Source organism: Chloroflexus sp., from assembly GCF_034432675.1.
Classification (GTDB): Bacteria; Chloroflexota; Chloroflexia; order Chloroflexales; family Chloroflexaceae; genus Chloroflexus.
Genome location: NZ_DAOUBI010000176.1, coordinates 13,840 through 37,552, shown reverse-complemented (window position 1 = coordinate 37,552; position 23,713 = coordinate 13,840). Strand labels below are relative to the sequence as shown.

The window sequence follows — 23,713 nt, the reverse complement described above, 5'->3', positions numbered from 1 at the left end:
GATCCGATCGTTGCAACAAAGCAAATCTCATTCATTCCTGACAAACGCTATGATCGTGACGAGCACCCACAGCATTCCCGTGGCCAGCGGGGTCAACGACGTGCTACGCGCTGGGTCGTGAGCACGGCTGCTGCGGCAGCATGGCTGCCGCACTCCAAACGCCGCGACACGTGTATGACGAGCAGGCAAGGTAACCCTTCCAGTACGTGTGATAGCATTGGAGATGGTCGTCATCTCCCTTCGCTGCCATACCGGCGGCCTGGGAGCAGGATATGCTGGCGTTGGCGATTAGCAAGCATTCATGAACCTGTGCGACTGTCTGGGAGCACGACAGCATAGCTGTTATGAAATAAGTTCTAGTCTCCTCTGTGTCCTCTGTGTCTCTGTGGTTAACACATACGACACCACAGAGACACAGAGCTTGTTCCGGCAGCCACGGACCGTTACACGATGATATTCATCGGCGCTTCCAGCAGCTTGCGCAGCTCTTGCAGGTACTGCGCACCAACGGCGCCATCGATCACCCGATGATCGGCGCTTAACGTGAGATTCATCACCTGTCCGATCGCGATCTGGTCATCGCGCACGACCGGTACCTTACGCACGGCACCAACGGCCAGTGAAGCAGCCTGGGGTACCGAGATGATCGACCCGAACTCAACGATGCCGAACATACCGAGGTTGGTAACCTGGAATGTTGCCCCTTCGAGTTCGTTTTGTTTAATCTTCCCTTCGCGAGCACGCAGCGCCATATCGCGGATTTCGGCGCTAATCACGCTAATGCTCTTCTTATCGGCATCGCGTACAACCGGCGCTAACAGACCATCGTCGAGTGCAACTGCAACGCCGATATTGATCTGGTTGTGGCGCACGATACCCGGCTGGCCATCAGCAGTCTGGCTGAAGCTGACATTCACCGCCGGCACCTTTGCCAGCGCCTTTGCCGCCGCCTTCACCACCAGATCGTTGACAGAGACGCGGGTACCACCGGCTACGATCTGTTCGCGCAGCGCCATCAGCGCATCAGCATCTACCTCGATAGTGAGGTAGATATGCGGCACACCCGGTTTACTGTCGGTCATGGCCCGGGCAATCGCTTTGCGCATCCGGCTCAGTGGCTCAGCGCCGGCCAGTGCCGGAGTCGGTGCCGGCGCACGAGTTGGGGCAGGTGCCGGTGCTGGAGCGGGAGCCGGGGCCGGGGCAGCGGCTGGGGCAGGAGCCGGGACCGGAGCAGCGGCTGGAGCGGCGGTACCACGCCGGGCAGCAAACTCTTCCACGTTTTCTTTGATAATCCGCCCGCCAGGGCCGGTACCAACAACCTGGCGGAGATCGATGCCCAACTCTTCAGCCAGCCGACGAGCGACCGGTGACGCCTTAATTCGACCATTATCATCGCTACTGGAAGCTGATACCGTCACCACCGATGCGGGGGCTGGGGCAGGGGTCGGTGCGGCTGCCGGCTCAGGAGCTGGTGCGGCTGCCGGTGCAGAGATTGGTGCAGGCGCAGCCGCAACCGGGGCCGCACTATCACCAATGATGGCAATCGGCTGACCAATCGGTACCGTCTGCCCTTCCGGGATCAAAATCTGCTGCAAAACCCCGGCTTCAAATGCTTCCAGTTCCATCGTGGCCTTATCGGTCTCGATTTCGGCGATAATATCGCCCACCGCGATCTGATCGCCGACCTTCTTCAACCAGCGGCCCACAGTACCTTCCGACATGGTGTCGGAGAGACGAGGCATGGTTACTTCACCCATGGAGCCTCCTGTAATTCATTACAGAACAGTTATCGCATGCGCCTGGTGCCGCGCATTACCTGTCGAATAGCGTAAATCAGACTGTTAGCATTCGGCTTTGAAGCAGCCGATAATTCCTTGGCGTATGGCAGCGGCACTTCGAGACCGGCTACCCGATAGACTGGCGCATCGAGATAATCGAACGCCTCTTCCTGGATCGTCGCCGCGATTTCAGCCGTCACCCCGTATGAATACCAGTCTTCAGCGATAACGACCGCACGATTGGTCTTCTTCACCGACTCAATGATTGTGGGGCGGTCGAGTGGCCGGAGCGAGCGCAAATCCACGACCTCGACGCTGATTCCCTCTTGTTCCATACGCTGGGCCACCTGGAGAGCTACCGCCGTCATACGCGAATAGGAAACCACGGTGACATCAGTCCCCTGACGCTTGACTTCTGCAACCCCAATCGGTACAACATAGTCATCGTCTTCGGGGACTTCGCCCTTTGTGTCGTAGAGGGCCAGCGACTCGATAAAGATGACCGGGTCATCATCACGAATGGCGGCACGCAGCAAGCCTTTAGCATCGTAGGGAGTTGCCGGTGCCACAACTTTCAGACCAGGGCAGTAGGCAAACCAGTTCTCAAAGGACTGTGAGTGCGTCGCGGCCAACTGACCGGTACCCCCCGAAGGAGTGCGAATCACGAGCGGCACACTCGCCTGACCGCCAAACATATAGTGAATCTTTGAGGCGTGGTTGACGACCTGGTCAATAGCGACCAGAATAAAGTTGATCGTCATAATCTCGACGACAGGACGCAGCCCCAGCATTGCTGCGCCAATCGCCACGCCGACAAAACCCTCTTCGGCAATGGGTGTATCAACCACCCGCTTCGGGCCAAACTCAGCCAATAAACCCTCGGTAACCCGATACGAACCCTGAAAGACGCCGATCTCTTCGCCCATGAGAAAGACGTTCGGATCGCGAGCTAATTCCTCACCAAGCGTATCGTTCAGAGCCTGGCGATAGGTAATCACAGGCATAGAAACCTCTTTGCATTCAACAACTGCCGGGCGTATGGCCGGCCAGCGCAAAACTTGTTGCTCAAATACATTGCGTTACGCACGCTCACATCGTTACACATCAAACTCGCCGTGATTGATCTTCACCGCCCGAATAGCATCTTCGGCGGTTGGTGTGTTGGGTACCGGTGTGGCGTACATGTATTTGTAGAGGTCCTCGAATTTCGGATCGGGGCTATTGTTCGCGAAATCGATGGCCTCTTGCACTTCACGCTCAACTTGTTCGGCGATGCTCTTCAACCAAGCATCGTCAACGACCCCGTGATCGAGCAGGAGTGAGGCAAATTTCCGAATCGGGTCGTACAACTCGCGCCCCCGCCGCACAGATTCCGGGTCACGGTAGCGATCCGCGTCGATCACCGAATGGCCTCGGAAGCGGAAGCTCACGGCATCGATAATCGCCGGCTCACCTTCGGCTTCGGCGCGTGCTCGCAAACGCCGAACAACATCGCGCACTGCCAGAACATCGGTACCATCAACGCGCTCACCGTGGATGCGGAACGAAGCGCCTTTCTTCCATAAATCTGGCTCTGATGAACCGGCCTCGACCGAGGTACCCATACCGTAGCCGTTATTAACGATGAAGAAGAGCACCGGACACTTCCAGAGTTTCGCCAGGTTCAGCGACTCGTAAAATGCACCAATGTTCGTTGTACCATCACCCATCTGGGCAACAACCACACCGGGCTTATTCTGGTAACGCAGCGCATAGGCTGCACCAACTGCCAGCGGTACCTGGCCGCCAACAATGGCATAGCCACCCATAAAATTGGTCTTGCGGTCGAACAGATGCATCGAACCGCCACGACCACCAGAGACACCCGTTTCTTTACCGAACAATTCGGCCATCACCGGGCCAGGAGGGACACCGCGTGCAATAATGTAACCGTGCTCGCGATAATTAGTGAAGATGTAGTCGTCTGGAGTCAGGGCAGCCATCAAACCAACGATGGTTGCCTCTTCACCGAGATTGAGGTGGCAGTATCCGCCAATTTTAGCTTTTACGTACATCTCGCCAGCGCGCTCTTCAAACCGACGTAACAACAGCATCTGATAGTAGTAATGCTTCAGTTCGTCGGCGGTGGCGCGTTCAAGTAGAGGTTGAGCCGTCTCGGCTACTTCGGCCATAGTGAGAACTCCTCTCGTATGCTGGGCGTTCCGCTCCGGCTTGCTGGGGGGAGGGTTGTTTTAGCCGTTTTGGTCCGCCGTCTGATCCCTGTATCACGCTCCCACGAGCGTGAATTGCGCTCTATATTTCACCCGACCCGCAGGTCTGGGATTGCGCCCAATGTTAGTTAATGCTGGACAGTCAGGTTGCAATGCCAGATTGGTACATGACTGATGGGACACTTGCAAAACGTACTATGCACGAATTTGCATTGCCATCAGCTCAGGTAAGCAGATAGCCCCTGTGTAGCTGTGATGCACATGCATCGTTTTGGTTGTAGAAGTGCTTACAGCGTAATAACACAGGTCAGTTGGCGTGATACATCTTTTGTGAGGTGTATGCCAACAGATAATCTCAAGCCCGGACATCTTTACACCGTCTGGCAGCGAGATCGACGATATGAAATTGGCATACCTGTTGCTATTATGTATCACTCACCGTGCGTACACAACGATGAAGAGTGACAATTGATGCCGGGCAGCTTCTCACAATCGGGTTCACCAGAAACCAGTACACGCTCAACGGCATTACATCCCTGGCGGAACTACCTCGTGGGTAAAGGCATGCGTATCGGCCCCACAACGCGGGCAGTGTTTGGGTGCTTCAAGCGCACGGACAATCTCACCACATACACCGCATACCCAACGCATTGCGATCTGGCGCACGAGATCGGAACGGCTGACAATGCCTACGACTTTGCCATTTTCAACGACCGGTACCCGCCGAATGCGCTGGTTGGTAAGCAGATGCTGAATCTGCTCAACTTCGGTGTCGGGGCTGACACTTATCACGCTTCGTGTCATAATTTCTTTAACAGTACGCCCCTCTTTGGCAATCAGGTCGTGCTCGGTGACGAGACCTACCAGCATACCCTGAGCGTTAACAACCGGTAGACCACTGATCCGATTGCGTGTCATCAAGCGGGCGGCATCCTCTACGGCAGCATCATCAATGACGCACACCACATTTTTGGTCATGATCTCACGCGCCTTCATTCCGCTTTACCTTTCATTTCAACCTGCTGTTATCTGTAATCGTGACACTATTCACGAGAATGGTTGCTCAAACAACTCTTCTTTAGTATAGCAGAGATTGGCAAGGTGGCGGTGTGCGGTAGGTCACGGGAGGGATGAGGAATACGCTTTTTTAACCCAAGTTGTTGCATTAATTTATTCCTCTACAACCCTCTGCGACCTCCGTATCCCTGTGGGGACAAATACAGCACAGAGGATAAGGAACCCAAGGTACTACTCTTATTTGCCTCCACCCCAACCCGCCCCCGCCAGCTATGCATTACCCATAACTCGGATACTGCATAGCCCGCGTGCGGGAGCGGGGTCGGGGGTGATAACCGGCGAGTCGGCGAGTTAAAACCCTGCCTCGATTCGTGGAAGCCCCTCCGGGTCTAGCCTGACAGCGGGGAGTGGGGCCGGGCGTACTCGTGGATAGCCCCGCAGGGGCGTGCAGGTCGTGAGAGAGGGCTTCAGCCCGCACGACCGCAGGGCTGACCTGACGGCGAGGAGCAGGACGCTGCGGAACATATGACTGCCTGGTGTGCGTGACGAAGGATGCACCGTGTCCAGCGCGATGTGCTATGAGGGGGCATACCGGCTTCTGTGGGAGATGTGGGTAATGCATAGGTGGGAACAAACCGGAAGCTCACGCTCGCAGGGAATAGCAGCGCTGGTGACCAGCAGGACAGCGCTGAGATGGAGCGTCGTGATTCCCATTACACTAGACATGGAACGTCAAGATGTGGGTAGTGTGGATCGGGAAGTTGCCTTCATAGCCCACAACTCTCGCAACCTGTTCAGATCGCCTCCTGCGCCTGCCTGCCGGCCAAACGTGGTATGATAGGCGATGGCTGTAACAAGGAGGCGTTATGCGGGTCTTTATTACCGGTATTACCGGGCCGGTCGGCAGTTTTCTGGCCGATTATCTGTTGACAATACCTGGCGTGGACATTCACGCCTTCAAGCGCTGGCGTAGTGATGTGCGTCCAATTGAACATCTGATCGGACGGATCACTATTCATGAGGGCGATATTGAAGATGCGTTTGCGATAGATCGTGCGATTGCCACAGTGCGTCCAGATCGTATCTTTCACCTGGCAGCGCAGAGCTATCCCAGTGCTTCCTGGGACGCGCCGATTCTGACGATGCGGGCCAATGTGGAAGGCACCATTAACCTGCTTGAAGCAGTGCGCCGGCATGTGCCGAAGGCACGTATTCATATTGCCGGTACCAGTGCCGAATATGGGCCGGTTCGCCCTGATGAGGTGCCGATCAGCGAGGACCATCCCTTACGACCGGCCAGTCCATATGGGGTGAGCAAAGTTGCCGCTGAATTGAGTGGCCTGCAATACCACGCCAGTTACGGGTTGCACGTCGTGGTGACCCGTTCGTTCAACCATGTCGGCCCCCGCCAGGGAGATCGTTGTTCGATCCAAACCTTTTGTCGCCAGATGGCGTTGATCGAGGCCGGGCAGCAGGAACCGGTTATGTATGTCGGTAATCTATCACCCAAGCGTGATTTCACCCATACCCGCGATGTTGCCCGGGCACTCTGGCTACTGCTCGAACACGGTACACCGGGTGAGGTGTATAACCTCTGTTCGGGGCAGGCGGTACGCATCGGTGATATTGTGGATATGGTGATTGCAATGGGGCGCGTACCGGTGAGCGTACAGATCGATCCGGCCCGCCTGCGCCCGGTCGATGAGCCGATCCTCCAGGGAGACAACCGCAAACTGCGCACAGCTACCGGCTGGCAGCCCGAAATCGGGATCGAGCAGATTGTGGCTGAAGTGCTTGATTACTGGCGTCAACAGATAGACAACAACCAGCGCACGCAGATCTGATCTATGGGAACACTCTACCTTGTTGCCACACCAATCGGTAATCTCGAAGACATCACGCTCCGCGCATTACGCATCCTGCGTGAGGCACACCTGATTGCTGCTGAAGACACGCGCCATACCCGTATTTTGCTCGATCACTACCAGATCACGACGCCCTGTATCTCGTACCACGAGCACAACAAACTGGCCCGTCAGGCTGAGTTGCTGGCTGCGCTACAGACCGGCGATGTTGCCCTCGTCTCTGATGCGGGTACGCCGGCCATTGCCGATCCCGGTCAGGAGCTGGTGCAGGCATGTCTGACCGCCGGCCACACCATCGTACCGGTGCCCGGCCCTAGCGCACCACTGGCCGCACTGATTGCGTCGGGAATGGCAACTGACCGGTTCGCCTTTATCGGCTTTCTCCCCCGCCAGCAACGCGAGCGCCGTGAGTTACTGGGCGAAATTGCCGATCTAACGCTGACGATCATCTGCTTCGAGACCCCACACCGACTGCTGGAAGCACTCGCCGATATTGGCGATGTTCTTGGGGCCCGTCAGATCGCTCTTGCCAACGATCTTACCAAGCGATTCGAGATGATTATGCGCGGGACGGCGGGTGAGCTGATCGAACACTTTACCCATCAGCCACCACGTGGCGAGTTCACTATCGTGATCGCCGGTGCCGCGCAGACGGAGAGCCGCAAACGCGAACGACACCGGCTACATGCAGCAGCTCCAGCGGCTGAACCGGCCACCATTGCCGCCCACCTGCGGCGCCTGCGTGCTCAGGGATTGAGTGCCAGCGCCGCAGTTCGGCAGACTGCGCAAGATCTGAATGTGGCGAAAAATACCGTCTACGCGATCTGGCTGGAGATCGCCGCCGATGAGACAGCGTAGAACCGATCTCACAATACGCCGACCGAACTATTATCCCCGAGCATAAACCGATACGCCTTTGGCCGCAATGGACTACGCCCGATCTCGACATTCCGCCCGATCAGGCTATCTTCCAGGCGGTGTGGCAGATCACGGATCGTGCAGTATTCAAGCACGATGCTATGCTCGATCTCACATTCCTCAATGTGGCAGTGGTGATAGATTGAGGTGAACGGGCCAACATAGGCGTTCACGATCCGGGTATGCTCACCAATAATTGCCGGGCCACGGATCGTGCTATTGATGATTTCTGCACCTGGCTCGATGATCACCTTGCCGATCAACTGCGAGTCGCGGTCAACATACCCTTGCACCGAAGGTTCCAGCTCTTCGAGCACCAGGCGATTGGCTTCCAGCATATCATCCTTCTTCCCGGTGTCGATCCACCAGCCCTCGTGAACGTAGGGATACACGTTGTAGCCATTGCTTACCAGCCACTGGATAGCGTCGGTAATCTCAAGTTCACCACGTGCTGATGGTCTGATTGCCTCAACCGCTTCAAAAATATGGTGATCGAACATGTAGATGCCGACCAGCGCCAGATCCGACTTCGGCTCACGCGGCTTCTCAACCAAACGCACGACCCGACCCTCATCATCGAGTTCGGCGACACCAAACGAGCGCGGATCGCTGACCTTTTTCAACACAATCTGGGCATTGTAATCGCTCCGCCCAAATTGCTCGATGAGCGGACTGATCCCACCCTGAATGCAGTTATCACCCAAAAACATCACAAACCGGTCATTATCGAGAAAGTCACGACTGATTTTCACGGCGTGGGCCAGTCCCAAGGGAGCTTCTTGCGGGATGTACGAAATTTTCACGCCCCAGCGCCGACCATTGCCCACCGCTGACCGAATCTCATCACCGGTATCGCCAATAACAATCCCGATGTCGGTAATCCCGGCGTCGCGGATCGCTTCGATTACCCGAAACAAGACCGGCTTATTGGCAACCGGCACGAGCTGTTTCGCACTGGTATAGGTAATCGGTCGCAGTCGAGTTCCTTTACCGCCACTGAGCACAAGACCTTTCATAAACCGCCTTTTCTATGGTCAAACCCGATCACGCTTGCTGCTGCTTGATTCTACACCATGTCGCGGAAACGGCAACTTATGGTAGAGTCAACGGAGGACATGAGAACAGGAAGGAGACATTCCTATGGCAGAGCCTCATGGGATTATCAGCGCAATGCTTACCCCCTTCACCAGTGATGTTGGCCCGGTGGATTACGAGTGGTTGCCGGGATACCTGCGCTTTCTGGCTGATGGCGGACTCCACGGTGTGCTGGCGCTGGGCACCACCGGTGAGGGGCCGTCGATGAGTGTGGTCGAGCGAATCCGCACCCTTGAGATCATAATGGCGCACCGGGGGGAGTTGAGCGTGATTGCCGGTACCGGCTGTGCTGCGCTTACCGATACGATTGCACTGAGCCGGGCAGCGATTGATCTGGGTGTTGATGCGATTCTGGTTATGCCGCCATTCTACATCAAGCAACCGGACGAAACCGGCATTCTGGCCTACTTCCGGGCGCTGTGCGATGCGTTACCGGCTGATGCGCGTGTGATGCTGTACCATATTCCGCAGGTGACCGGGGTGCCGATTACCAGGACCATTATCGATGGCTTGCTGACAAGCCACGGTGCCCGGTTTTACGGTCTGAAAGACAGCAGTGGCGATTGGGAACACTCTAAGATGCTCATTGACAGCTACCCGCAATTACGCATCTTCACCGGCAGTGATCGCCTGATTGCCCGTGCCCTGGCCGGTGGCGCTGCCGGCGCCATTACGGCACTCTCCAGTGCGTTTCCGAAACTGGCCCGTGCAGTGTTCGATGCTTTCCATCAGGGTGGCGATGTAGCAGCAGCCCAGGCCCGCCTGAGCGCTGTACGCGATCTGGTGAACCCGATCAACACACCACCAGCGCTCAAAGCCGCATTAACCTGGACAAGTGACTTGCCGGAAACGGCGCTGCGACTTCCGTTGCTGCCCTTGAGTAACGAGGAGGCCGCTGCACTCCGTGCTGCTTACGAGCGAATCATGGCCGGTACAATGTCCTGATTGCCGGCCAGTAGCCGCATGCGGCAAGCCAACCCTTGACTCGCGTTATACTACCTGTAACGATCACACATTGAAAACTGGCAACGGTATGAACCAGACACCTTTAGCTAACCTGCACGTTCGCGAATTAACCCCTCTCCAACCACCGCGAGCGTTGAAAAACGAATTACCGATCACACCGGCGGCAGCGCATACGGTCGCGGAAACCCGTGCGACCATTCGGCGCATTTTACGCGGTGAAGACCAACGCCGCATCATGGTCGTTGGCCCGTGCTCGATCCACGATCCCGAAGCAGCCCTTGAATATGCCCGCCGTTTGCAGGCGCTACAACAGCCATTGGGCGATCAGTTGGTTATCGTGATGCGGGCCTATCTCGAAAAGCCACGAACGACAGTAGGCTGGCGTGGCCTGATTAACGACCCGCACCTCGATGGTTCCTTCGATATGGCTGCCGGTCTCCGCACTGCCCGCCAATTGCTGCTAGCGATCAATGAGCTAGGAGTACCGGTTGCGACCGAGATGCTCGACCCGATCAGTCCACAGTACCTCGATGATCAGATCAGCCTAGCAACCATCGGTGCCCGCACGAGTGAAGCGCAGACGCATCGGGCGCTAGCCAGCGGTGTCTCGATGCCGGTCGGGTTCAAAAATGGCACCGACGGCGGGATTCAGGTTGCCGTCAATGCCTGCGTTTCCGCAGCAGTACCGCACAGCTTTCTGGGGATCGACGAAGACGGACGCAGTGCCGTCGTGCGTACAACCGGCAACCCCGATAGCTTTGTCATCCTGCGCGGTGGCCGGCATGGACCGAACTATCACCTGGAGTATATCGTCCAGACCACCCGCCTGATGCGTGAAGCCGAACGCCAGCCGGCAGTGATGATTGACTGTAGTCATGCCAACTCCGGCAGTGATTTTCGCCGGCAAGAGGCCGTCTGGCAAACGGTGCTGGGGTATATGGTAGAGGAACCGTTGCCGATCATCGGGATGATGCTGGAGAGCAATCTCTTTGAGGGCAAGCAACCGCTGGTTGCTGACCGGCGTATGCTCCGTTACGGCGTCTCGCTCACCGATGGCTGTGTGGGTTGGGACACCACCGAACGACTCCTGCACGAAGCACATTTGGCGCTCTCGCGCAGGTAGGTTCAAATGCCCTCATCTCTGCCCCCTCTCCGGCTGTATGGGAGCGAGGGGAATTGACAACCTGGTATCCATGTTGCAAAACGGCATTCTCTCGCACCGTCAGGTCGAAAGCCAGCATGTCTCGTTTACACCAATGTATCATGAGAATATCGTTCACAATCGAAAAGAACGTTTAATACCAGATCAGAGAAGGCTATGGGATTATGCCAATCTCTATTTCCAACCGCGTAATCCCATGCGTTACAAGGTGTTACGCGAAAAGAGTGCAGCCCCGGATTGAGATTCATGGCACATTACGCTTCTCTCGCAGCGTAGCGAGACACTCTGAGGCAATTGACAAACGCCTACCGGTAGTCTCGCCTGGATTTGTCATGACGCTATGACAGCTTCATCGCGGTTTGTCTTTGCTATTGAACGTTTGGCAGTCAATGCACAAAGAACCTGAAGACCGGCGCGGGCATCATACCCGCGCCACGCTGCTTCATCGGTACAGATCACTTACCCTACGAAAGCCGCATGCACTGCCCGCACAGCAGCATCGGCGTCAGCCTCGGCGACCACCAGCGAGATGTTGTTCTCGGTGCTACCCTGTGCAATCGCGATGACGTTAACCCGGGCTGCACCCAACGCACCAAACACTCGTCCGGCAATGCCCGGCGTGCCCCGCATCCCTGATCCGACCACAGCGACAATCACGACCGGCGCAATGGTACCAATGTGATTGACATCGTGGGCCGCAAATTCGCGTGCCAGTTCACGACGGAGTTCTTCCACCACGCGCTCTGCTTCATCACCTGGTACGGCGAAACAGACACTCTGCTCGCTGCTGGCCTGCGAGATGAGCAGAATGTTGGCGCCAACACGGGCGACTGCGCCGAAGATCCGGGCCGCCACACCGGTGAGACCCAGCATACCCGGCCCACCGACTGTGATCAAACTGAGCCCCCTGATGGCAGTGATTGCCCGCACACTTTCGCCGTCACCTTCCGCATCGATTAATGTTCCCGGATGGCTCGGATTGAAGGTGTTGCGGATGCGAATGGGAATACGCCGGTGGACTAGCGGCTGTACCGTCTTCGGATGGAGGACGTTGGCGCCATAATAGGCCATCTCACCCATCTCGGCATACGAGAGGCGGGGTAAGGTTCGGGCTTCCGGAACCACCTTCGGGTTGGCCGAAAGGACACCGTCAACTTCTTTCCAGAACCAGACCTCATCAGCATCGAGATCGGCACCCAAAATGGCGCAGGTGTAATCTGAACCACCACGTCCCAGTGTGGTCGGCACACCCGCACGAGTCGCACCGATAAAACCGGTGACGACCGGCACCTTTCGGTCGGCCAGCATTGGCAAAAGCCTGGCCCGGCTCCGCTCGCGCGTATCCGGTTCGATAGGCGAGGCATTCCCGTACCGATCATCGGTCACAATCAGTTCAGTCGCATCAATTGCTTCAGCATCAATCCCGGCGCTGCGCAGCGCAGCAGCGATCAGGCGCGCATTGAGCCGTTCACCGAGACCACTAAACAGGTCTAACGCCCGCGGCGTCAATTCCCCTAACACGGCAATACTGCGTGAAAGGTTACTCATGTAGTCGAGCATAGCACAAATCTGTGGTTCGAGCGCCGCACACTCCGCCGGCGATGCCACCTCTGCTGCTGTGCGCATATGTAGATCGAGCAGACGAGGGGCGATTTGCGCAGTCGCATCACCATTACCCGCCGCTGCCGCTTTCGCCGCTGCAATCAGAGTATCAGTCGTGCGCAGATCAGGGGCATTCATTGCCGACACCACCACGACCACCTCGTGATCGCGGGCATACGTACTGACAATCTCGGTTACACGCCGGATTGCATCGGCACTACCAACCGAAGTACCGCCAAACTTCATCACCAGACGCATTGATTTATCTCCTCTCTACTTATGAAAAAACGCCGCGGAGCGCTGTGCTGCGCATCTCCGCGACGTAGATACCAGAAAGAGAACCCGACTGTATGGCAACAGGCCAATTACGGGATTAGTAACAACTTGCCAGTAGTGGCCCGACTGGCCAGCGCAATCTGCGCCTCAGCCGCTTCACTCAGCGGATACCGCCGGTGAATGCGAACCTGCAACTCGCCGGCACCGATCCAGGTAAACAGATCACTGGCGCGCCAGCGCAATTCTTCAGGTGTGGCAATGTAGTGGAAGAGGGTGGGCCTCGTCATAAACAGCGAACCCTTGCTACTCAGCAACAATGGTGAGATCGGCGGCAAGGGGCCACTGGCATTGCCAAAGGTGACGAACATCCCCCGTGGACGCAGGCTATCGAGACTGCCTTCCAGCGTACTGGCACCAACTGAGTCGTATACCACATCGACCCCACGACCGTTGGTAAACGCCCGCACCCGCTCGACAAACGACTCGCGGGTATAGATAACAACTTCATCGGCTCCGGCTGCGCGGGCCAGTTCGGCTTTTTCATCAGTCGAAACGGTACCAATCACCCGTGCCCCCAGGCGCCGGGCAATCTGGATCAGCAACAGACCTACACCACCCGCCGCAGCATGCACCAGACAGGTATCACCCGCTTTCAGCGGAAAGGTACTGAACGTCAGATAGTGGGCCGTCATGCCCTGCAGGAGCACTGCCGCTGCCGTCTCCAAATCGACATTATCGGGCACCCGTACCAGCTTATCGGCTGCGGCCAGGGCATATTCGGCGTAGCCGCCGCTGGCGGTCGTACACCCAACCCGGTCACCGACTGCCCATTCACTCACCCCTTCGCCAACGGCATCAATCGTACCGGCCACTTCTAACCCCAGGGTAAATGGCAATGGTTGTGGATAGAGACCGGTACGATGGTAAATATCGATAAAATTAACCCCAGCCGCGGCCACCTTAATCCGCACCTGTCCTGGTGCCGGTTCGGGAAGGGGAATATCAACCATCTGCAACTGCTCTGGCCCACCGGTCTGATGGATCTGGATCGCCCGCATGACGCACCTCGCTGGAAGTTCACCCTTGCGCTCGGATCGAAAACCGACCTATACTATAACATAGTGCAATTACTTTGATGTTATAGCGTTTACGTCAAATCACATGAACAGCGCGAGCAGACATACTGGTTGAACGTTGAAGAAGTCTCTTTGCATTCACTCCAGATATGCGGTTCCTCGCTGCAAGCATACAAGTTTTCAGGACAACATCGACTACCGGTGTCTATGTACGAGATGGGGGCAATAGTGCGGCAGAGCGGTCTTCCACCTGAGTATTTTGAACGTTATGATGAGAGCGATGATCGCCTCTTCTATCTTTACCCCCGCCTGACAGCCCACATCGACGAAGCTGCCTGCCGGGCTGTCACCAATTTGATTCGCGAGGAACTCCCGCAGGGTGGTTGTCTGCTCGATCTGATGAGCAGCTATGTCAGTCACTTACCGACTGATATTCCGCTGAATCGGGTAGTTGGGCTTGGCCTCAACGAAGAGGAGATGCGGCTCAACCCACAACTCCACGAGTATGTTATTCACGATCTCAATGATCAACCACAGTTACCATTCCCCGATGCCACCTTCGATGGGGTGATTTGCACCGTCTCTGTACAATACATGACACGGCCTGTCGAAGTCTTTGCCGATGTCGCCCGTATTCTCAAACCGGGTGGCCCCTTCATCGTTACCTTCTCCAATCGTTGCTTTCCCAGTAAAGCGGTACGTATCTGGCTGGCGACCAACGACCGCCAACATTTGGAACTGGTGCGTTGTTACTTTGAACTGGCCGGCGGCTTCACGAATATCCGCTGTCTTGATCGATCTCCTCACCACTGGCTCAGTGATCCACTCTACGCCGTTGTCGGGCGACGAGTGGTATAATCAGCGATCAGTGAAGTGATTAGACACTGGAGAAAATCGATGCCTTCGGCACCTCCGCAACCGGTTCAACTTACCTGTCCTGCTTGCGGGACACGTTTTCGTTCGTTTATTTTTACATTAGTTGATGGTGGTGAGCAACCAGAGCTTAAGGGAGCGCTGCTGGCCGGCCAACTCAACGTCGCGGCCTGTCCCCGCTGTGGTGTGGCGAGCGTCCTCAGCGCACCACTCGTGTATCACGACGCCGGAAAACAGCTTTTTCTGGTGTACGTTCCGCAAGAACTCAACAGCCAGCCGCAAGAGATTGATCGCTTTATCGGTGATGCATCCGCATTTTTCCTCCGCTCGTTGCCGCCCGACACGCCACGTGCGTACCTGCTGGCACCACGTCGTTTGCTAAGCCTGCAATCGCTCATCGAGGCTATCTACGAAGCGGATGGTGTTTCACCAGAAGAGCTGCGCCGACAGAGCCGCTACGTCGAAATCCTCACCGAGCTTGTCAATCTGGTTGAGAATGATGAGCAATTCGCGGCTGCGGTACAGCGATATCACGAAGAATTGACCCCGGAGTTCCTTGCCACCCTGGAAGCATTTATCGGCGCTACCAACGAGACTCAGGCGCAGATGCGAGCGATGCTCGTAAAAGTTCGGGAAAAGCTCCTGGTTCAATTCGAACGCCTCACCGAGCAGGCAGCGATTGCCGAGCTGAAAGAGGCTATCGAGCGGTTGCGTGCCGCCAGCGATGAGGAATTACCTGATCTGGTCAGTGAACTGCGGTTGCTCATCGATTACAGCTTTTTCCAGATGTGGACCGAGCAGATCGAGGCCGCTACAGCCGCCGGTGATACTGAGACGGCACAGCGTCTGACTGAACGCCGGGCGCGCATCCTGGAGTTGATCGAGGAGATTGATCGGGCATCGCAAGAGCTGTTTGAACGCGGGACAGCCCTGATTAATGCTGTGCTGGCAGCCCCCGATCCGGTTGCCGCATTGAAAGCGCGGGCTGATGAAGTGACTGATGATTTGCTGGTCGTCTTGTCGGCAAACATTGCGGCGGCACGGTACGCCGGTGATCAAGCGTTGCTCGAACAGCTTGAACGGTTGACAACCACGATCAAAGAAATTATCAACTCACGGCTGACCCCGGAAGATCGTTTTATCAACGAACTCCTGATGCAAGAGACGACGGCAGAAGCGACGCGCTTGCTGCGCACGAATATGACGAAAATCACCCCCGAACTGGCACGCCGGCTTAATGAGCGGGCCGAGGTGGAAGAAAAACGCGCTCAGCAGGCTAATGCCGAACGCTTACGGCAACTCGCCCGTGAGGTTAGCGCACTTTTGTTCTAAAATAGGCCAGAGGGGGTGTCTCACTACCCTCTGGTCATATATCCCACCATGCGCGCTACACTGCTACATCTGCTGGCAATCATTGCCCGTCCACAGATTCGACGTTCATCGGTGCACCCACCCCAACGGGTTCTCGTTATCAAACCCGATCATCTCGGTGATCTGCTACTGGCAACACCGGCACTCACTGCGCTGCGGGCTGCATTACCGACCGCACACATAACGGCGTTGGTCGGGCCATGGGCAGCTTCGATGTGGGCACAGATGCGTGAGATCGATACCCTGGAGAAACTTCCTTTTCCGGGCTTTAATCGTGACGCACCAAAACCACTACCGTGGGATCCGTATATCCTGCTCTATCAGACGGCACGTCGGCTACGTCAACAAGCTTATGACGCGGCACTCATCTTGCGCGACGATCACTGGTGGGGCGCAGCACTGGCCCTGCTGGCCGGGATTCCGCGGCGTATCGGCTTTGCCCATCCGTTGTGCAAATCACTGCTGAGTGTCGCATTACCATACCAGCCTCGCCAACACGTCACCCAACAGGCACTTGATATAGTCGCAGCGCTTACCAACACTCTGCCCACTGCCACAGCGTTGCGTTATACCCCGACCAACGCTGCCCGAACGTGGGCTATCGCCTGGACACAACAGCATCTCAAACCAGATGAACATCTAATCATTATTCACCCCGGCACGGGTGGTTCGACCAAACACTGGCTACGCGAGCACTGGAGCAGATTGATACAAGAATTATGCCAACCAAGACGACGCATTCTCCTGACAGGCAGCCCGGCGGAAACCGCAGAACTGACCGCGATTGCGGCTAGCAGTCCTGCCGAATTACTTATGTTAAGCAACGATCTGACGATTGACCGGCTGGCGGCGCTGTTTGCTCACGCCAGGCTGGTAATTGGGGTTGACAGTGGGCCACTGCATATCGCCGTCAGTCAAGGGGTGCCGACCATCCATCTCTTTGGCCCCAGCGATCCATTACGCTTTGGGCCATGGGGCGATCCTACCCGCCATTGTGTACTGAGTGCCGGCCTGCCGTGTAGTCCGTGTGGGGTGTTTGCCGCCTGCCCACGTGCCACCAACCCGCCAGAATGTATGGCTGCAATCACGCCGGCACAGGTGTTGGCAAGTGTTGAAGCGTTGTTGGGAAAGTGATTGACACCGATTCTGGCGGCTGCTACAATAACTCGTTGTAATCAAAGGTATTCTCTCAAACGTTATGAGAGGTATATGCCGGTTTTAACACGTAGCTTTGTCAAAGCATCCCTGATTACCTTGGTGGTGGGGCTGCTGATTGGCATCTGGCAACAGATACCCGGTTTCAGTATACCTGGCCTGTCGCCGGTGTACCTTCACCTGCTAACGTTTGGCTGGCTGACCCAGTTGATTTTTGGGGTCGCACTCTGGATGTTTCCGGTGTATACGAAAGAACAACCACGCGGCCCGGAATGGCTGGGATGGACAATCTTTGCCTGCCTCAATCTTGGGCTGTTGCTACGCCTGATCTTCGAGCCGTTGCAGGGATTGGCGCCATCCATCATTGGGGGTTGGATGCTGGTGCTTTCCGCCCTCTTGCAATGGCTGGCAGGGGTTGGTTTCATCATTAACATCTGGCCACGGGTGAGGGGTAAATAGATGCCACGCCTGAGTCGCTATTTCATCCGTGCTTCGCTGATATATTTGTTGCTGGGGCTTACCGCCGGTGCCCTTATACTCGCCAATAAAGGCCTCCCTTTTGCGCCATTGGTCTGGGTCTTGCTCCCGCTACACATCGAGACGATGTTTGTGGGATGGATGAGTCAACTGGCGTTGGGGGTTGCATTCTGGATTTTGCCCAGGCTGACAGGGGATGCGCCGCGCGGGAACGAACGCTGGAGCTGGGCCGCTCTGGTATTGATCAATCTCGGCCTGATCGTTGCGATGGCTGCGCCGTTTAGCCAATGGCCCTGGTCGAGTACGCTGGCCCGTTCGCTTGAAGCGGTGGGCTTCATTGCGTTTGTCTTGGGAAATTGGCGACGAATCTATTCGCCCACATTTGGGTTACAAACACTGAGAAGAAACCAGGGTTGAAGAGCGAAACGACCGCCAGGTTGTAACTATCGAGGGGGGAGATGTGCTACGCCGTGTATGGATTGGCATGCTATGGTTGCTCGTGGTGGGGAGCAGTGTAGGGCTTGTCGCCTGCCTGCCCGAACCACCACCACGCAACATTCCAACAATGCCGGTCATTCTCGATATTACGCCTGCACCAACCCTTGACATTGATGCTACAGCAACGGCCTACGCCAGTGCGCCACGCCCGACCCCGACAATTGCCGCGCTGTATGTGGTGCAGGCCGGTGACACGCTCAGTGCGATTGCCGAGCGCTTCGGCATCACGGTTGACGAATTGGTGGCGGCCAACAATCTGACCGATCCCAATGTTCTGCAACCCGGCCAGACACTGCTGATCCCATCGTTGATCGCTACACCCCGCCCAACAACCACACCAACACCGTAGTTGGAAGGTGGCCATAGGGGTGCGAGGTTGTCAATCGGGCTGAAGATCTGCCTGAAACCCTGCCAACTCCGGAGGCCCTTCCACGTCGTGAGGCAGGGTTTTAACCCGCCGAGCGCGGTCAGGCTGTTTTATGCAGTAGCACTAATCGCCAGCAGTTCACGTTACGAAAGCGGCGGTATTGCAGCTTATCGAGCATGGCCTGGGCAATTGCCAGTCCACGCCCGCGCTCTTCCCAATGTTCGGGCATAGCAATCGGAGTGTCTGGCATCGTCCAGGAAAGACCCTGATCGACAATCTGCGCCTCAAGAATGGTTGGTGTGCAGCGTAGTCGTAATTTGATCGGTGGATCACCAGGCACGACAGCGTACTGCAAAATATTGGCAATCACTTCAGCCAGGGCTGTACCAAACCGCATGCGTGTCTCTGCGCTGAGATGGGTAGCGGCCCAGAACGTAGCCAGTGCGGTATGCAATTGTTCAATCCCTTCCGAGAGATTCGTGCTCAATTCGTAATCGTGTTCGATCCAATGCATAACCTGTCTCTTCGCAATGACCGCACCTGGTCCCGCCTGCTGTGTCCGCCTGACCATTACAAACTGGCCTGTAACGCCTCTGTAACATTAGGAAACGGGCGTAACACCCGATTGAGGGTAGTCAATTCGAGCATTGCCAGTACCTGTGCGCCCGGCTGGGCCAATCGCAAATCACCGCCGGCCAGTCGCGCAGCTTTTAAACCACCGATGAGCGCCCCTAGCCCTGAGCTATCGACAAAGCTCACCTCACTCATATCAATCACAAGTAACCGAAAACCCTCATTGACCGCTTTGACCAGGCGTTGTTTCACATCATTTGCCACCAACAGATCGAGTCGCCCGCGCAACTGCACAACTGCTGCCTGTTCACCCACCTGATTGACGGTAATCTCCATGGTAACCTCTCTGATAAAGTCGTTAAGCATACGCTAACTATGACTCCTCTGCAGGTTGGTACAATGCTGCATCGATGACCACGCTGAGCATAACCAGATCGTACACGGCCCAAAAAACATTGACAAGTACCGGCATCCCATCGGTACGCCATCCCAGCGCCAGTTGCAGTAAACCCACCCCGATTGAAACTGCCAGTAACACCATCATTAGCAGTTGCCAGCGTACTAGCCCAAAATAACGCCCCGCCTGCCTGGTCTTTGGCGTCACGATAAAGCCCAGTTTCTTGCCAAACCAGACATTCGCTGCGGCTGTGACCACCGCCTTGATCCAGATGGGGAACAGGGCCAGACTGTACTGCTGACCGCGCCAGGTCGGTCGGCCCCAACTGATCACAGCAAAGAGCAACTGATTGACCAGCAAATATGGGGTCAGGCGCCAGAAAAATTCTGCCGAGAGCGCATTGACCGGTAGCAACCCAAAGATCAGAAAGAGCACAGGAGCGATCAGGTATATGATCGTTGGCAAACCGGAAAAGTAGCTCCACATGGTATCGAGATAGGCCAGCCGTTGCCCGATGCTCAGCCCTGGTAACAACAGAGGATTCTCGCGTAAAAAGACCTGGATCGTTCCCTGCGCCCAGCGTAAACGCTGTTGCAACGCACTCCGTAAATCTTCCGGTGCCAGACCGTGCGCCAGAATCTCGTCGTGGTAGACTGAACGCCAGCCGGTAGCGTGCAGGCGCATCGACGTTGACATATCTTCGGTGACTGAAATAGTAGAGATGGGCAGATAATCCATGGCCTCATTTACCAACAGTGGAATAAGTTGCCGGACTGTCTCGATGGCCGCCAGGGGAGAGCGATCCCGCCTAGCCAGCTCGGCCAGCACTGCCTCATCGTGCAGCGACTGCATAATCTCGGCGGCTTCCACTGCCTGAATCTCGGCCAGATCGGCCATAATTTGCCGCAGATTAGCCGCAACTACCATCCGCGCCGCATCTTCGACCCGGCGCTGAAATCGTTCGGCGACCTCTTGAAAAGTATCACCGCGATCAAGCTCCTGACGGGCAAGCTTTACTGCCCGCCGTAGGACCTGAAGGGCAGATGCGATCTGTGTTCGTTCGGATGGCGCCAGTTGCCGCTCGGCCCGCCGGATGACCGTATCTGCCTCTCGTAATGCCCGCCGGATACGCCGCTCTACATCGCGCACAAAGAAACGGATACCAGTACGCGCCAGTGCTTCGCGTCGCAGCACCGCATTCGAGCCACAGAAAAAGGCTGCATTCCAGCCATCCTTACCTTGTTGAATTGGCCCGTAGAAGAGTGGAGCCTGGCTGCCAAAAGGATCACCGGGCGGCACATTGACAAAATACTGGGGAGTCTGGACTAACGCCACCTTTGGATCACTAAAATATCCCAGGGTACGATCCAGAATCTGGGGGAGAGGCACCTGATCGGCATCCAGAATCAAAATATAATCACCGGTAGTATGTTCAAGCGCATTGATCAGGTTACCGGCCTTGGCGTGCCGGTCAAACCCTATCCATGCGGCTGAACGGGTAATGTAACCACACCCCTCCTCAGCAGCGATTGCGCACATCGCCGGACTATTGCCATCATCTAGGAGATACGTCTGATGAGGGTAATGTATGGCCAGCGCCGCACGCACCGTCTTCCGTACCAGTTCGACCGGCTCATTGTAATAGGTGATGTAGACATCAACCCGCAAACCTGGCGGTGCAGGTGGTGGCTCGCCCCGTTCCCGTAGCCGAAACACGGTCAGACCGAACAAAAAACTACTGATATAGCTGTACAGTTCGGCTCCAAACAGCGCCAGGGAAAAGAGCCATGCATCCCAGTTGAGCGAAGCCGTGCCGCGCCAGAGGAGGTAATATGCGCCCAATACCAGATTGGTCACAACGAGGATTTTGATCAAACCATGCCGAAACGCCGCCCATTCATCAGCGCCCCAACCAACAACCCGCTCTAAGGTTGTAAGGGTGAAGGACGGATTCATCGCCTGCCTCTTATTTCCGCCGCAACCAGCGGATACGGATCACCAGCACTGCCGTTGCTACCAGAGTGATTAACAAGATCGATCCCACCACCTGCCAGGCAGGAAAACGTTCGAGCAGGGTCACTTCAATGCGTGGGGTCAGGGTTTGCGGCGGTGTCTGTAGAGGATTCGTCAATGACACCACTGTGGGGTCGGGATCGGCAGTAATCTGGGCCTGACTACCACGAAGCACCCGCAATAATGCCCACTCGCGCAACGCCCGTACTCCGAGCCGCAGACCATCACTATCAGCCGCATCGATGAGTAATACACGCGCACCTGACTGCCACGGTGACGGCACAATACTCAGGGTTGCCTGTACACTCCGACCGGGCTGGTACACAAACGGCGTATTGGACGACGCATTGATCATTGCTGCCAGTGGATGACGTTCACGACTACCTAGAATGACCAGTGGCCCGTTACGATTATCACCAATGTCATTCGCCGTCAGTAAGATGGGTGGTGGCACATCCTTGAGCGTCACCCAGCACCCCATCGCAGCGGCCAGCTCTAATCCAGCTTGAACTTCATAGATAGATGGTTGGTTGGGGTGGTAACACCAACCGGGCATTGGTATCGGCCAGAAGTGCTGCTGGAAAACGCCCAAGATCATCAACCGCTGCCGGATCGTTGGGCAAACGCCAGGTCGATGTCGGCTCGATCACAGCCCATGCAGCCGAAGTGTCCACTTCCTCACAACCGCTGTTGGGGAGGTCGAGGTAGAGACGAATCTGAAGATCAAGCCGACGGATCGGCGTACCTTCCAGATCGCTGTTGAGCAGATCAGCAGGTAAGGTAAACCGATATTGCACCGGGCCATTCGTTTCAACCTGCAAACGTTGCGAACCAAGGGTTATCCCATTGACGGCAGCCGTCACCCAGGAAGTTTGCGCTCTCAAGCCGGACGCAGTAGCAATTTGCAGATCGAGCATACCGCCTACCCGGATATCCCAGCCAGACGGCCGCTCGAAGGCGAAGTCGATCTGATGTTCACCAGCGCCCACCACCTGCCGACGATCCACGCCGAGCTGCGCAAAACTAGCGGCCCCATCACGCCAGGCTGCCGCAGGAAGCTGTGGTGGTAGTTGGGTTACGGCCAGCACCGCTGCTGCCGGCAAGGAAGTGCTCAGCGCCTGAGCAGCAAAACGCAATGCCGTCGGCGTCGCTCCAGCTACAACCAACCGTGGTGGTGATGCCGGTTCCAACATCAACAATCCATGATCGGGCGGCACTTCCTGACCGTCAACTTCATACTCTCTGCCATTCCAGCGCACAGAACCCCAGTTTCCCTCTGGCAATGAAGCCAATGCCACCACGATGGTTGGAAGCTGTTCGGGAACAGTATCGCTCACGGTCAACACCTGGTCTTGCTGCGCTAACGCAGCCCACTGGCCAATGGCGAAAGCGACCTTCCCGGCAGCCGCCAGCGTAGATGGTTCAGTTGTCGGGTGTAAGACAATTGTCGGCGGTGCCCGCACCTCCGGCGCACTGAGTGGTAATGGCGCAAAGAGTGCAGCGACATCGGCCAGGGTTCCGGCTTCAACGGGCTGGAGATCGAGCTGAAGGGTTGAATCGCCCCGCACGACCGTCCAGAGAGCCGGGTTTTGCACTTCTTCGCAAATATCATCGGTCAGTCGCATGTGCAGACGAACCTGAATAAACAGACCAGGCCCGTCAAATCCCGCGATTGGCAGAACAACTGACAGCACCCCCTCTTCGGCATTGTCAGGAGTTAAACGGGCACTACCCAACGAACGCCCATTAAGCACGACGGTGATAGTAGATCGATCAGCCCGCAAGAGAGGTGAATGGGTGAAGCGTAGGGTCAATACACCATTACTACGCGGACGTAAGCCGGTCGGAATGGGAAAGTAGTAGTCCAACACTGCATCAATGCCAGAAGCGGTGCGATCACTGTAGCCCAGGTCGGCAAACCGATGGATTGAACCTTGTGCCGCTAGTGGCGCCGGGAATGCAAGCATCTGAAGACACAGAAAAAGCCCCGACATCCATCGCAGCAGTTGCTTCACAACCATAGA

General features: G+C 56.3%; 23 protein-coding genes. 11 read left to right on the top strand and 12 right to left on the bottom strand.

Annotated elements, in window-relative coordinates; genetic code table 11:
- Positions 1–443 precede the first annotated feature (443 nt).
- The 4 genes from VAE55_RS13245 to VAE55_RS13230 form a co-directional block, all read right to left on the bottom strand.
- Positions 444–1,757: a dihydrolipoamide acetyltransferase family protein gene (locus VAE55_RS13245; protein WP_322816247.1), complete on the bottom strand. Its 1,314-nt coding sequence runs from the start codon at positions 1,755–1,757 to the stop codon at positions 444–446.
- A 29-nt stretch (positions 1,758–1,786) separates the two neighbouring features.
- Complete coding sequence (locus tag VAE55_RS13240; protein ID WP_322816246.1) at positions 1,787–2,782, bottom strand: pyruvate dehydrogenase complex E1 component subunit beta; 996 nt, start codon at positions 2,780–2,782, stop codon at positions 1,787–1,789.
- Between the two features lie 93 nt (positions 2,783–2,875).
- A complete protein-coding gene (pdhA, locus tag VAE55_RS13235) occupies positions 2,876–3,949 on the bottom strand; it encodes a pyruvate dehydrogenase (acetyl-transferring) E1 component subunit alpha (RefSeq protein WP_322816245.1) in 1,074 nt (357 codons plus the stop codon).
- A gap of 567 nt (positions 3,950–4,516) precedes the next feature.
- Complete coding sequence (locus VAE55_RS13230) at positions 4,517–4,984, bottom strand: CBS domain-containing protein (protein ID WP_322816244.1); 468 nt, start codon at positions 4,982–4,984, stop codon at positions 4,517–4,519.
- 887 nt (positions 4,985–5,871) lie between these two features.
- Here VAE55_RS13230 and VAE55_RS13225 point away from each other — a divergent pair.
- Positions 5,872–6,849, top strand: coding sequence for a GDP-mannose 4,6-dehydratase (locus tag VAE55_RS13225; protein ID WP_322816243.1), 978 nt, complete (start codon positions 5,872–5,874; stop codon positions 6,847–6,849).
- 3 nt (positions 6,850–6,852) lie between these two features.
- On the top strand, positions 6,853–7,728 hold the full coding sequence (gene rsmI / locus VAE55_RS13220; RefSeq protein ID WP_322816242.1) for a 16S rRNA (cytidine(1402)-2'-O)-methyltransferase: 876 nt from the start codon (positions 6,853–6,855) through the stop codon (positions 7,726–7,728).
- 8 nt (positions 7,729–7,736) lie between these two features.
- Here rsmI and VAE55_RS13215 read toward each other — a convergent pair whose 3' ends face one another.
- Positions 7,737–8,804 carry a glucose-1-phosphate thymidylyltransferase gene (locus tag VAE55_RS13215; protein ID WP_322816241.1) on the bottom strand — a complete coding sequence of 356 codons (1,068 nt, stop codon included), beginning with the start codon at positions 8,802–8,804 and terminating at the stop codon, positions 7,737–7,739.
- Positions 8,805–8,928: 124 nt separating this feature from the next.
- On the opposite strand from VAE55_RS13215, the gene VAE55_RS13210 reads away from it, so the two are divergent.
- The 3 genes from VAE55_RS13210 to VAE55_RS13200 all read left to right on the top strand — a co-directional run bounded on the left by VAE55_RS13210 (position 8,929) and on the right by VAE55_RS13200 (position 11,252).
- On the top strand, positions 8,929–9,828 hold the full coding sequence (locus VAE55_RS13210) for a dihydrodipicolinate synthase family protein (protein WP_322816240.1): 900 nt from the start codon (positions 8,929–8,931) through the stop codon (positions 9,826–9,828).
- An 88-nt stretch (positions 9,829–9,916) separates the two neighbouring features.
- A complete protein-coding gene (locus VAE55_RS13205) occupies positions 9,917–10,972 on the top strand; it encodes a 3-deoxy-7-phosphoheptulonate synthase (protein ID WP_322816239.1) in 1,056 nt (351 codons plus the stop codon).
- On the top strand, positions 10,902–11,252 hold the full coding sequence (locus tag VAE55_RS13200; protein ID WP_322816238.1) for a DarT ssDNA thymidine ADP-ribosyltransferase family protein: 351 nt from the start codon (positions 10,902–10,904) through the stop codon (positions 11,250–11,252). Before VAE55_RS13205 ends, VAE55_RS13200 begins: the two co-directional genes overlap by 71 nt.
- A gap of 218 nt (positions 11,253–11,470) precedes the next feature.
- On the opposite strand, the gene VAE55_RS13195 is transcribed toward VAE55_RS13200, so the two are convergent.
- Together VAE55_RS13195 and VAE55_RS13190 are read right to left on the bottom strand one after the other, a co-directional pair.
- The gene (locus VAE55_RS13195) at positions 11,471–12,871 is read right to left on the bottom strand and encodes an aspartate kinase (protein WP_322816237.1); all 1,401 of its coding nucleotides are present in this window, start codon (positions 12,869–12,871) and stop codon (positions 11,471–11,473) included.
- A gap of 107 nt (positions 12,872–12,978) precedes the next feature.
- Positions 12,979–13,947: a quinone oxidoreductase family protein gene (locus VAE55_RS13190; protein ID WP_012257832.1), complete on the bottom strand. Its 969-nt coding sequence runs from the start codon at positions 13,945–13,947 to the stop codon at positions 12,979–12,981.
- 234 nt (positions 13,948–14,181) lie between these two features.
- On the opposite strand from VAE55_RS13190, the gene VAE55_RS13185 reads away from it, so the two are divergent.
- The 6 genes from VAE55_RS13185 (at position 14,182) to VAE55_RS13160 (ending at position 18,688) form a co-directional block, all read left to right on the top strand.
- Positions 14,182–14,823, top strand: coding sequence for a methyltransferase domain-containing protein (locus tag VAE55_RS13185; RefSeq protein ID WP_416181202.1), 642 nt, complete (start codon positions 14,182–14,184; stop codon positions 14,821–14,823).
- A 39-nt stretch (positions 14,824–14,862) separates the two neighbouring features.
- Positions 14,863–16,170 carry a CpXC domain-containing protein gene (locus tag VAE55_RS13180; RefSeq protein WP_322816235.1) on the top strand — a complete coding sequence of 436 codons (1,308 nt, stop codon included), beginning with the start codon at positions 14,863–14,865 and terminating at the stop codon, positions 16,168–16,170.
- Positions 16,171–16,218: 48 nt separating this feature from the next.
- On the top strand, positions 16,219–17,343 hold the full coding sequence (locus VAE55_RS13175; RefSeq protein ID WP_322816234.1) for a glycosyltransferase family 9 protein: 1,125 nt from the start codon (positions 16,219–16,221) through the stop codon (positions 17,341–17,343).
- Between the two features lie 75 nt (positions 17,344–17,418).
- Positions 17,419–17,823 (top strand): hypothetical protein, encoded by a 405-nt coding sequence (locus VAE55_RS13170; protein ID WP_322816233.1) that lies wholly within the window; start codon positions 17,419–17,421, stop codon positions 17,821–17,823.
- Positions 17,824–18,258, top strand: a complete 435-nt coding sequence (locus tag VAE55_RS13165; RefSeq protein WP_322816232.1) for a hypothetical protein — start codon at positions 17,824–17,826, stop codon at positions 18,256–18,258.
- 67 nt (positions 18,259–18,325) lie between these two features.
- The gene (locus VAE55_RS13160; protein ID WP_322816231.1) at positions 18,326–18,688 is read left to right on the top strand and encodes a LysM peptidoglycan-binding domain-containing protein; all 363 of its coding nucleotides are present in this window, start codon (positions 18,326–18,328) and stop codon (positions 18,686–18,688) included.
- A gap of 118 nt (positions 18,689–18,806) precedes the next feature.
- Here the strand turns inward: VAE55_RS13160 and VAE55_RS13155 are convergent, their stop codons facing one another.
- Genes VAE55_RS13155 through VAE55_RS13135 form a run of 5 tightly spaced genes read right to left on the bottom strand, consistent with a single transcriptional unit; the run spans position 18,807 to position 23,710 of the window.
- Entirely contained in the window at positions 18,807–19,220 is a 414-nt protein-coding gene (locus VAE55_RS13155; protein ID WP_322816230.1) for an ATP-binding protein, read from the bottom strand.
- 56 nt (positions 19,221–19,276) lie between these two features.
- Complete coding sequence (locus tag VAE55_RS13150; protein ID WP_416181201.1) at positions 19,277–19,615, bottom strand: STAS domain-containing protein; 339 nt, start codon at positions 19,613–19,615, stop codon at positions 19,277–19,279.
- Positions 19,616–19,652: 37 nt separating this feature from the next.
- On the bottom strand, positions 19,653–21,632 hold the full coding sequence (locus VAE55_RS13145; protein ID WP_322816228.1) for a glycosyltransferase family 2 protein: 1,980 nt from the start codon (positions 21,630–21,632) through the stop codon (positions 19,653–19,655).
- Positions 21,633–21,642: 10 nt separating this feature from the next.
- Positions 21,643–22,158, bottom strand: a complete 516-nt coding sequence (locus tag VAE55_RS13140) for a hypothetical protein (protein ID WP_416181200.1) — start codon at positions 22,156–22,158, stop codon at positions 21,643–21,645.
- 43 nt (positions 22,159–22,201) lie between these two features.
- Entirely contained in the window at positions 22,202–23,710 is a 1,509-nt protein-coding gene (locus VAE55_RS13135; RefSeq protein ID WP_322816226.1) for a cellulose biosynthesis cyclic di-GMP-binding regulatory protein BcsB, read from the bottom strand.
- Positions 23,711–23,713 lie beyond the last annotated feature (3 nt).

What these genes read in the sequence shown, in the direction of transcription:
- VAE55_RS13245 (WP_322816247.1), bottom strand. Translation starts at nt 1,757, where the DNA reads ATGGGTGAAGTAACCATGCCTCGTCTCTCCGACACCATGTCGGAAGGT.
- VAE55_RS13240 (WP_322816246.1), bottom strand. Translation starts at nt 2,782, where the DNA reads ATGCCTGTGATTACCTATCGCCAGGCTCTGAACGATACGCTTGGTGAG.
- pdhA (WP_322816245.1), bottom strand. Translation starts at nt 3,949, where the DNA reads ATGGCCGAAGTAGCCGAGACGGCTCAACCTCTACTTGAACGCGCCACC.
- VAE55_RS13230 (WP_322816244.1), bottom strand. Translation starts at nt 4,984, where the DNA reads ATGAAGGCGCGTGAGATCATGACCAAAAATGTGGTGTGCGTCATTGAT.
- VAE55_RS13225 (WP_322816243.1), top strand. Translation starts at nt 5,872, where the DNA reads ATGCGGGTCTTTATTACCGGTATTACCGGGCCGGTCGGCAGTTTTCTG.
- rsmI (WP_322816242.1), top strand. Translation starts at nt 6,853, where the DNA reads ATGGGAACACTCTACCTTGTTGCCACACCAATCGGTAATCTCGAAGAC.
- VAE55_RS13215 (WP_322816241.1), bottom strand. Translation starts at nt 8,804, where the DNA reads ATGAAAGGTCTTGTGCTCAGTGGCGGTAAAGGAACTCGACTGCGACCG.
- VAE55_RS13210 (WP_322816240.1), top strand. Translation starts at nt 8,929, where the DNA reads ATGGCAGAGCCTCATGGGATTATCAGCGCAATGCTTACCCCCTTCACC.
- VAE55_RS13205 (WP_322816239.1), top strand. Translation starts at nt 9,917, where the DNA reads ATGAACCAGACACCTTTAGCTAACCTGCACGTTCGCGAATTAACCCCT.
- VAE55_RS13200 (WP_322816238.1), top strand. Translation starts at nt 10,902, where the DNA reads ATGGCTGTGTGGGTTGGGACACCACCGAACGACTCCTGCACGAAGCAC.
- VAE55_RS13195 (WP_322816237.1), bottom strand. Translation starts at nt 12,871, where the DNA reads ATGCGTCTGGTGATGAAGTTTGGCGGTACTTCGGTTGGTAGTGCCGAT.
- VAE55_RS13190 (WP_012257832.1), bottom strand. Translation starts at nt 13,947, where the DNA reads ATGCGGGCGATCCAGATCCATCAGACCGGTGGGCCAGAGCAGTTGCAG.
- VAE55_RS13185 (WP_416181202.1), top strand. Translation starts at nt 14,182, where the DNA reads ATGGGGGCAATAGTGCGGCAGAGCGGTCTTCCACCTGAGTATTTTGAA.
- VAE55_RS13180 (WP_322816235.1), top strand. Translation starts at nt 14,863, where the DNA reads ATGCCTTCGGCACCTCCGCAACCGGTTCAACTTACCTGTCCTGCTTGC.
- VAE55_RS13175 (WP_322816234.1), top strand. Translation starts at nt 16,219, where the DNA reads ATGCGCGCTACACTGCTACATCTGCTGGCAATCATTGCCCGTCCACAG.
- VAE55_RS13170 (WP_322816233.1), top strand. Translation starts at nt 17,419, where the DNA reads ATGCCGGTTTTAACACGTAGCTTTGTCAAAGCATCCCTGATTACCTTG.
- VAE55_RS13165 (WP_322816232.1), top strand. Translation starts at nt 17,824, where the DNA reads ATGCCACGCCTGAGTCGCTATTTCATCCGTGCTTCGCTGATATATTTG.
- VAE55_RS13160 (WP_322816231.1), top strand. Translation starts at nt 18,326, where the DNA reads ATGCTATGGTTGCTCGTGGTGGGGAGCAGTGTAGGGCTTGTCGCCTGC.
- VAE55_RS13155 (WP_322816230.1), bottom strand. Translation starts at nt 19,220, where the DNA reads ATGCATTGGATCGAACACGATTACGAATTGAGCACGAATCTCTCGGAA.
- VAE55_RS13150 (WP_416181201.1), bottom strand. Translation starts at nt 19,615, where the DNA reads ATGGAGATTACCGTCAATCAGGTGGGTGAACAGGCAGCAGTTGTGCAG.
- VAE55_RS13145 (WP_322816228.1), bottom strand. Translation starts at nt 21,632, where the DNA reads ATGAATCCGTCCTTCACCCTTACAACCTTAGAGCGGGTTGTTGGTTGG.
- VAE55_RS13135 (WP_322816226.1), bottom strand. Translation starts at nt 23,710, where the DNA reads ATGGTTGTGAAGCAACTGCTGCGATGGATGTCGGGGCTTTTTCTGTGT.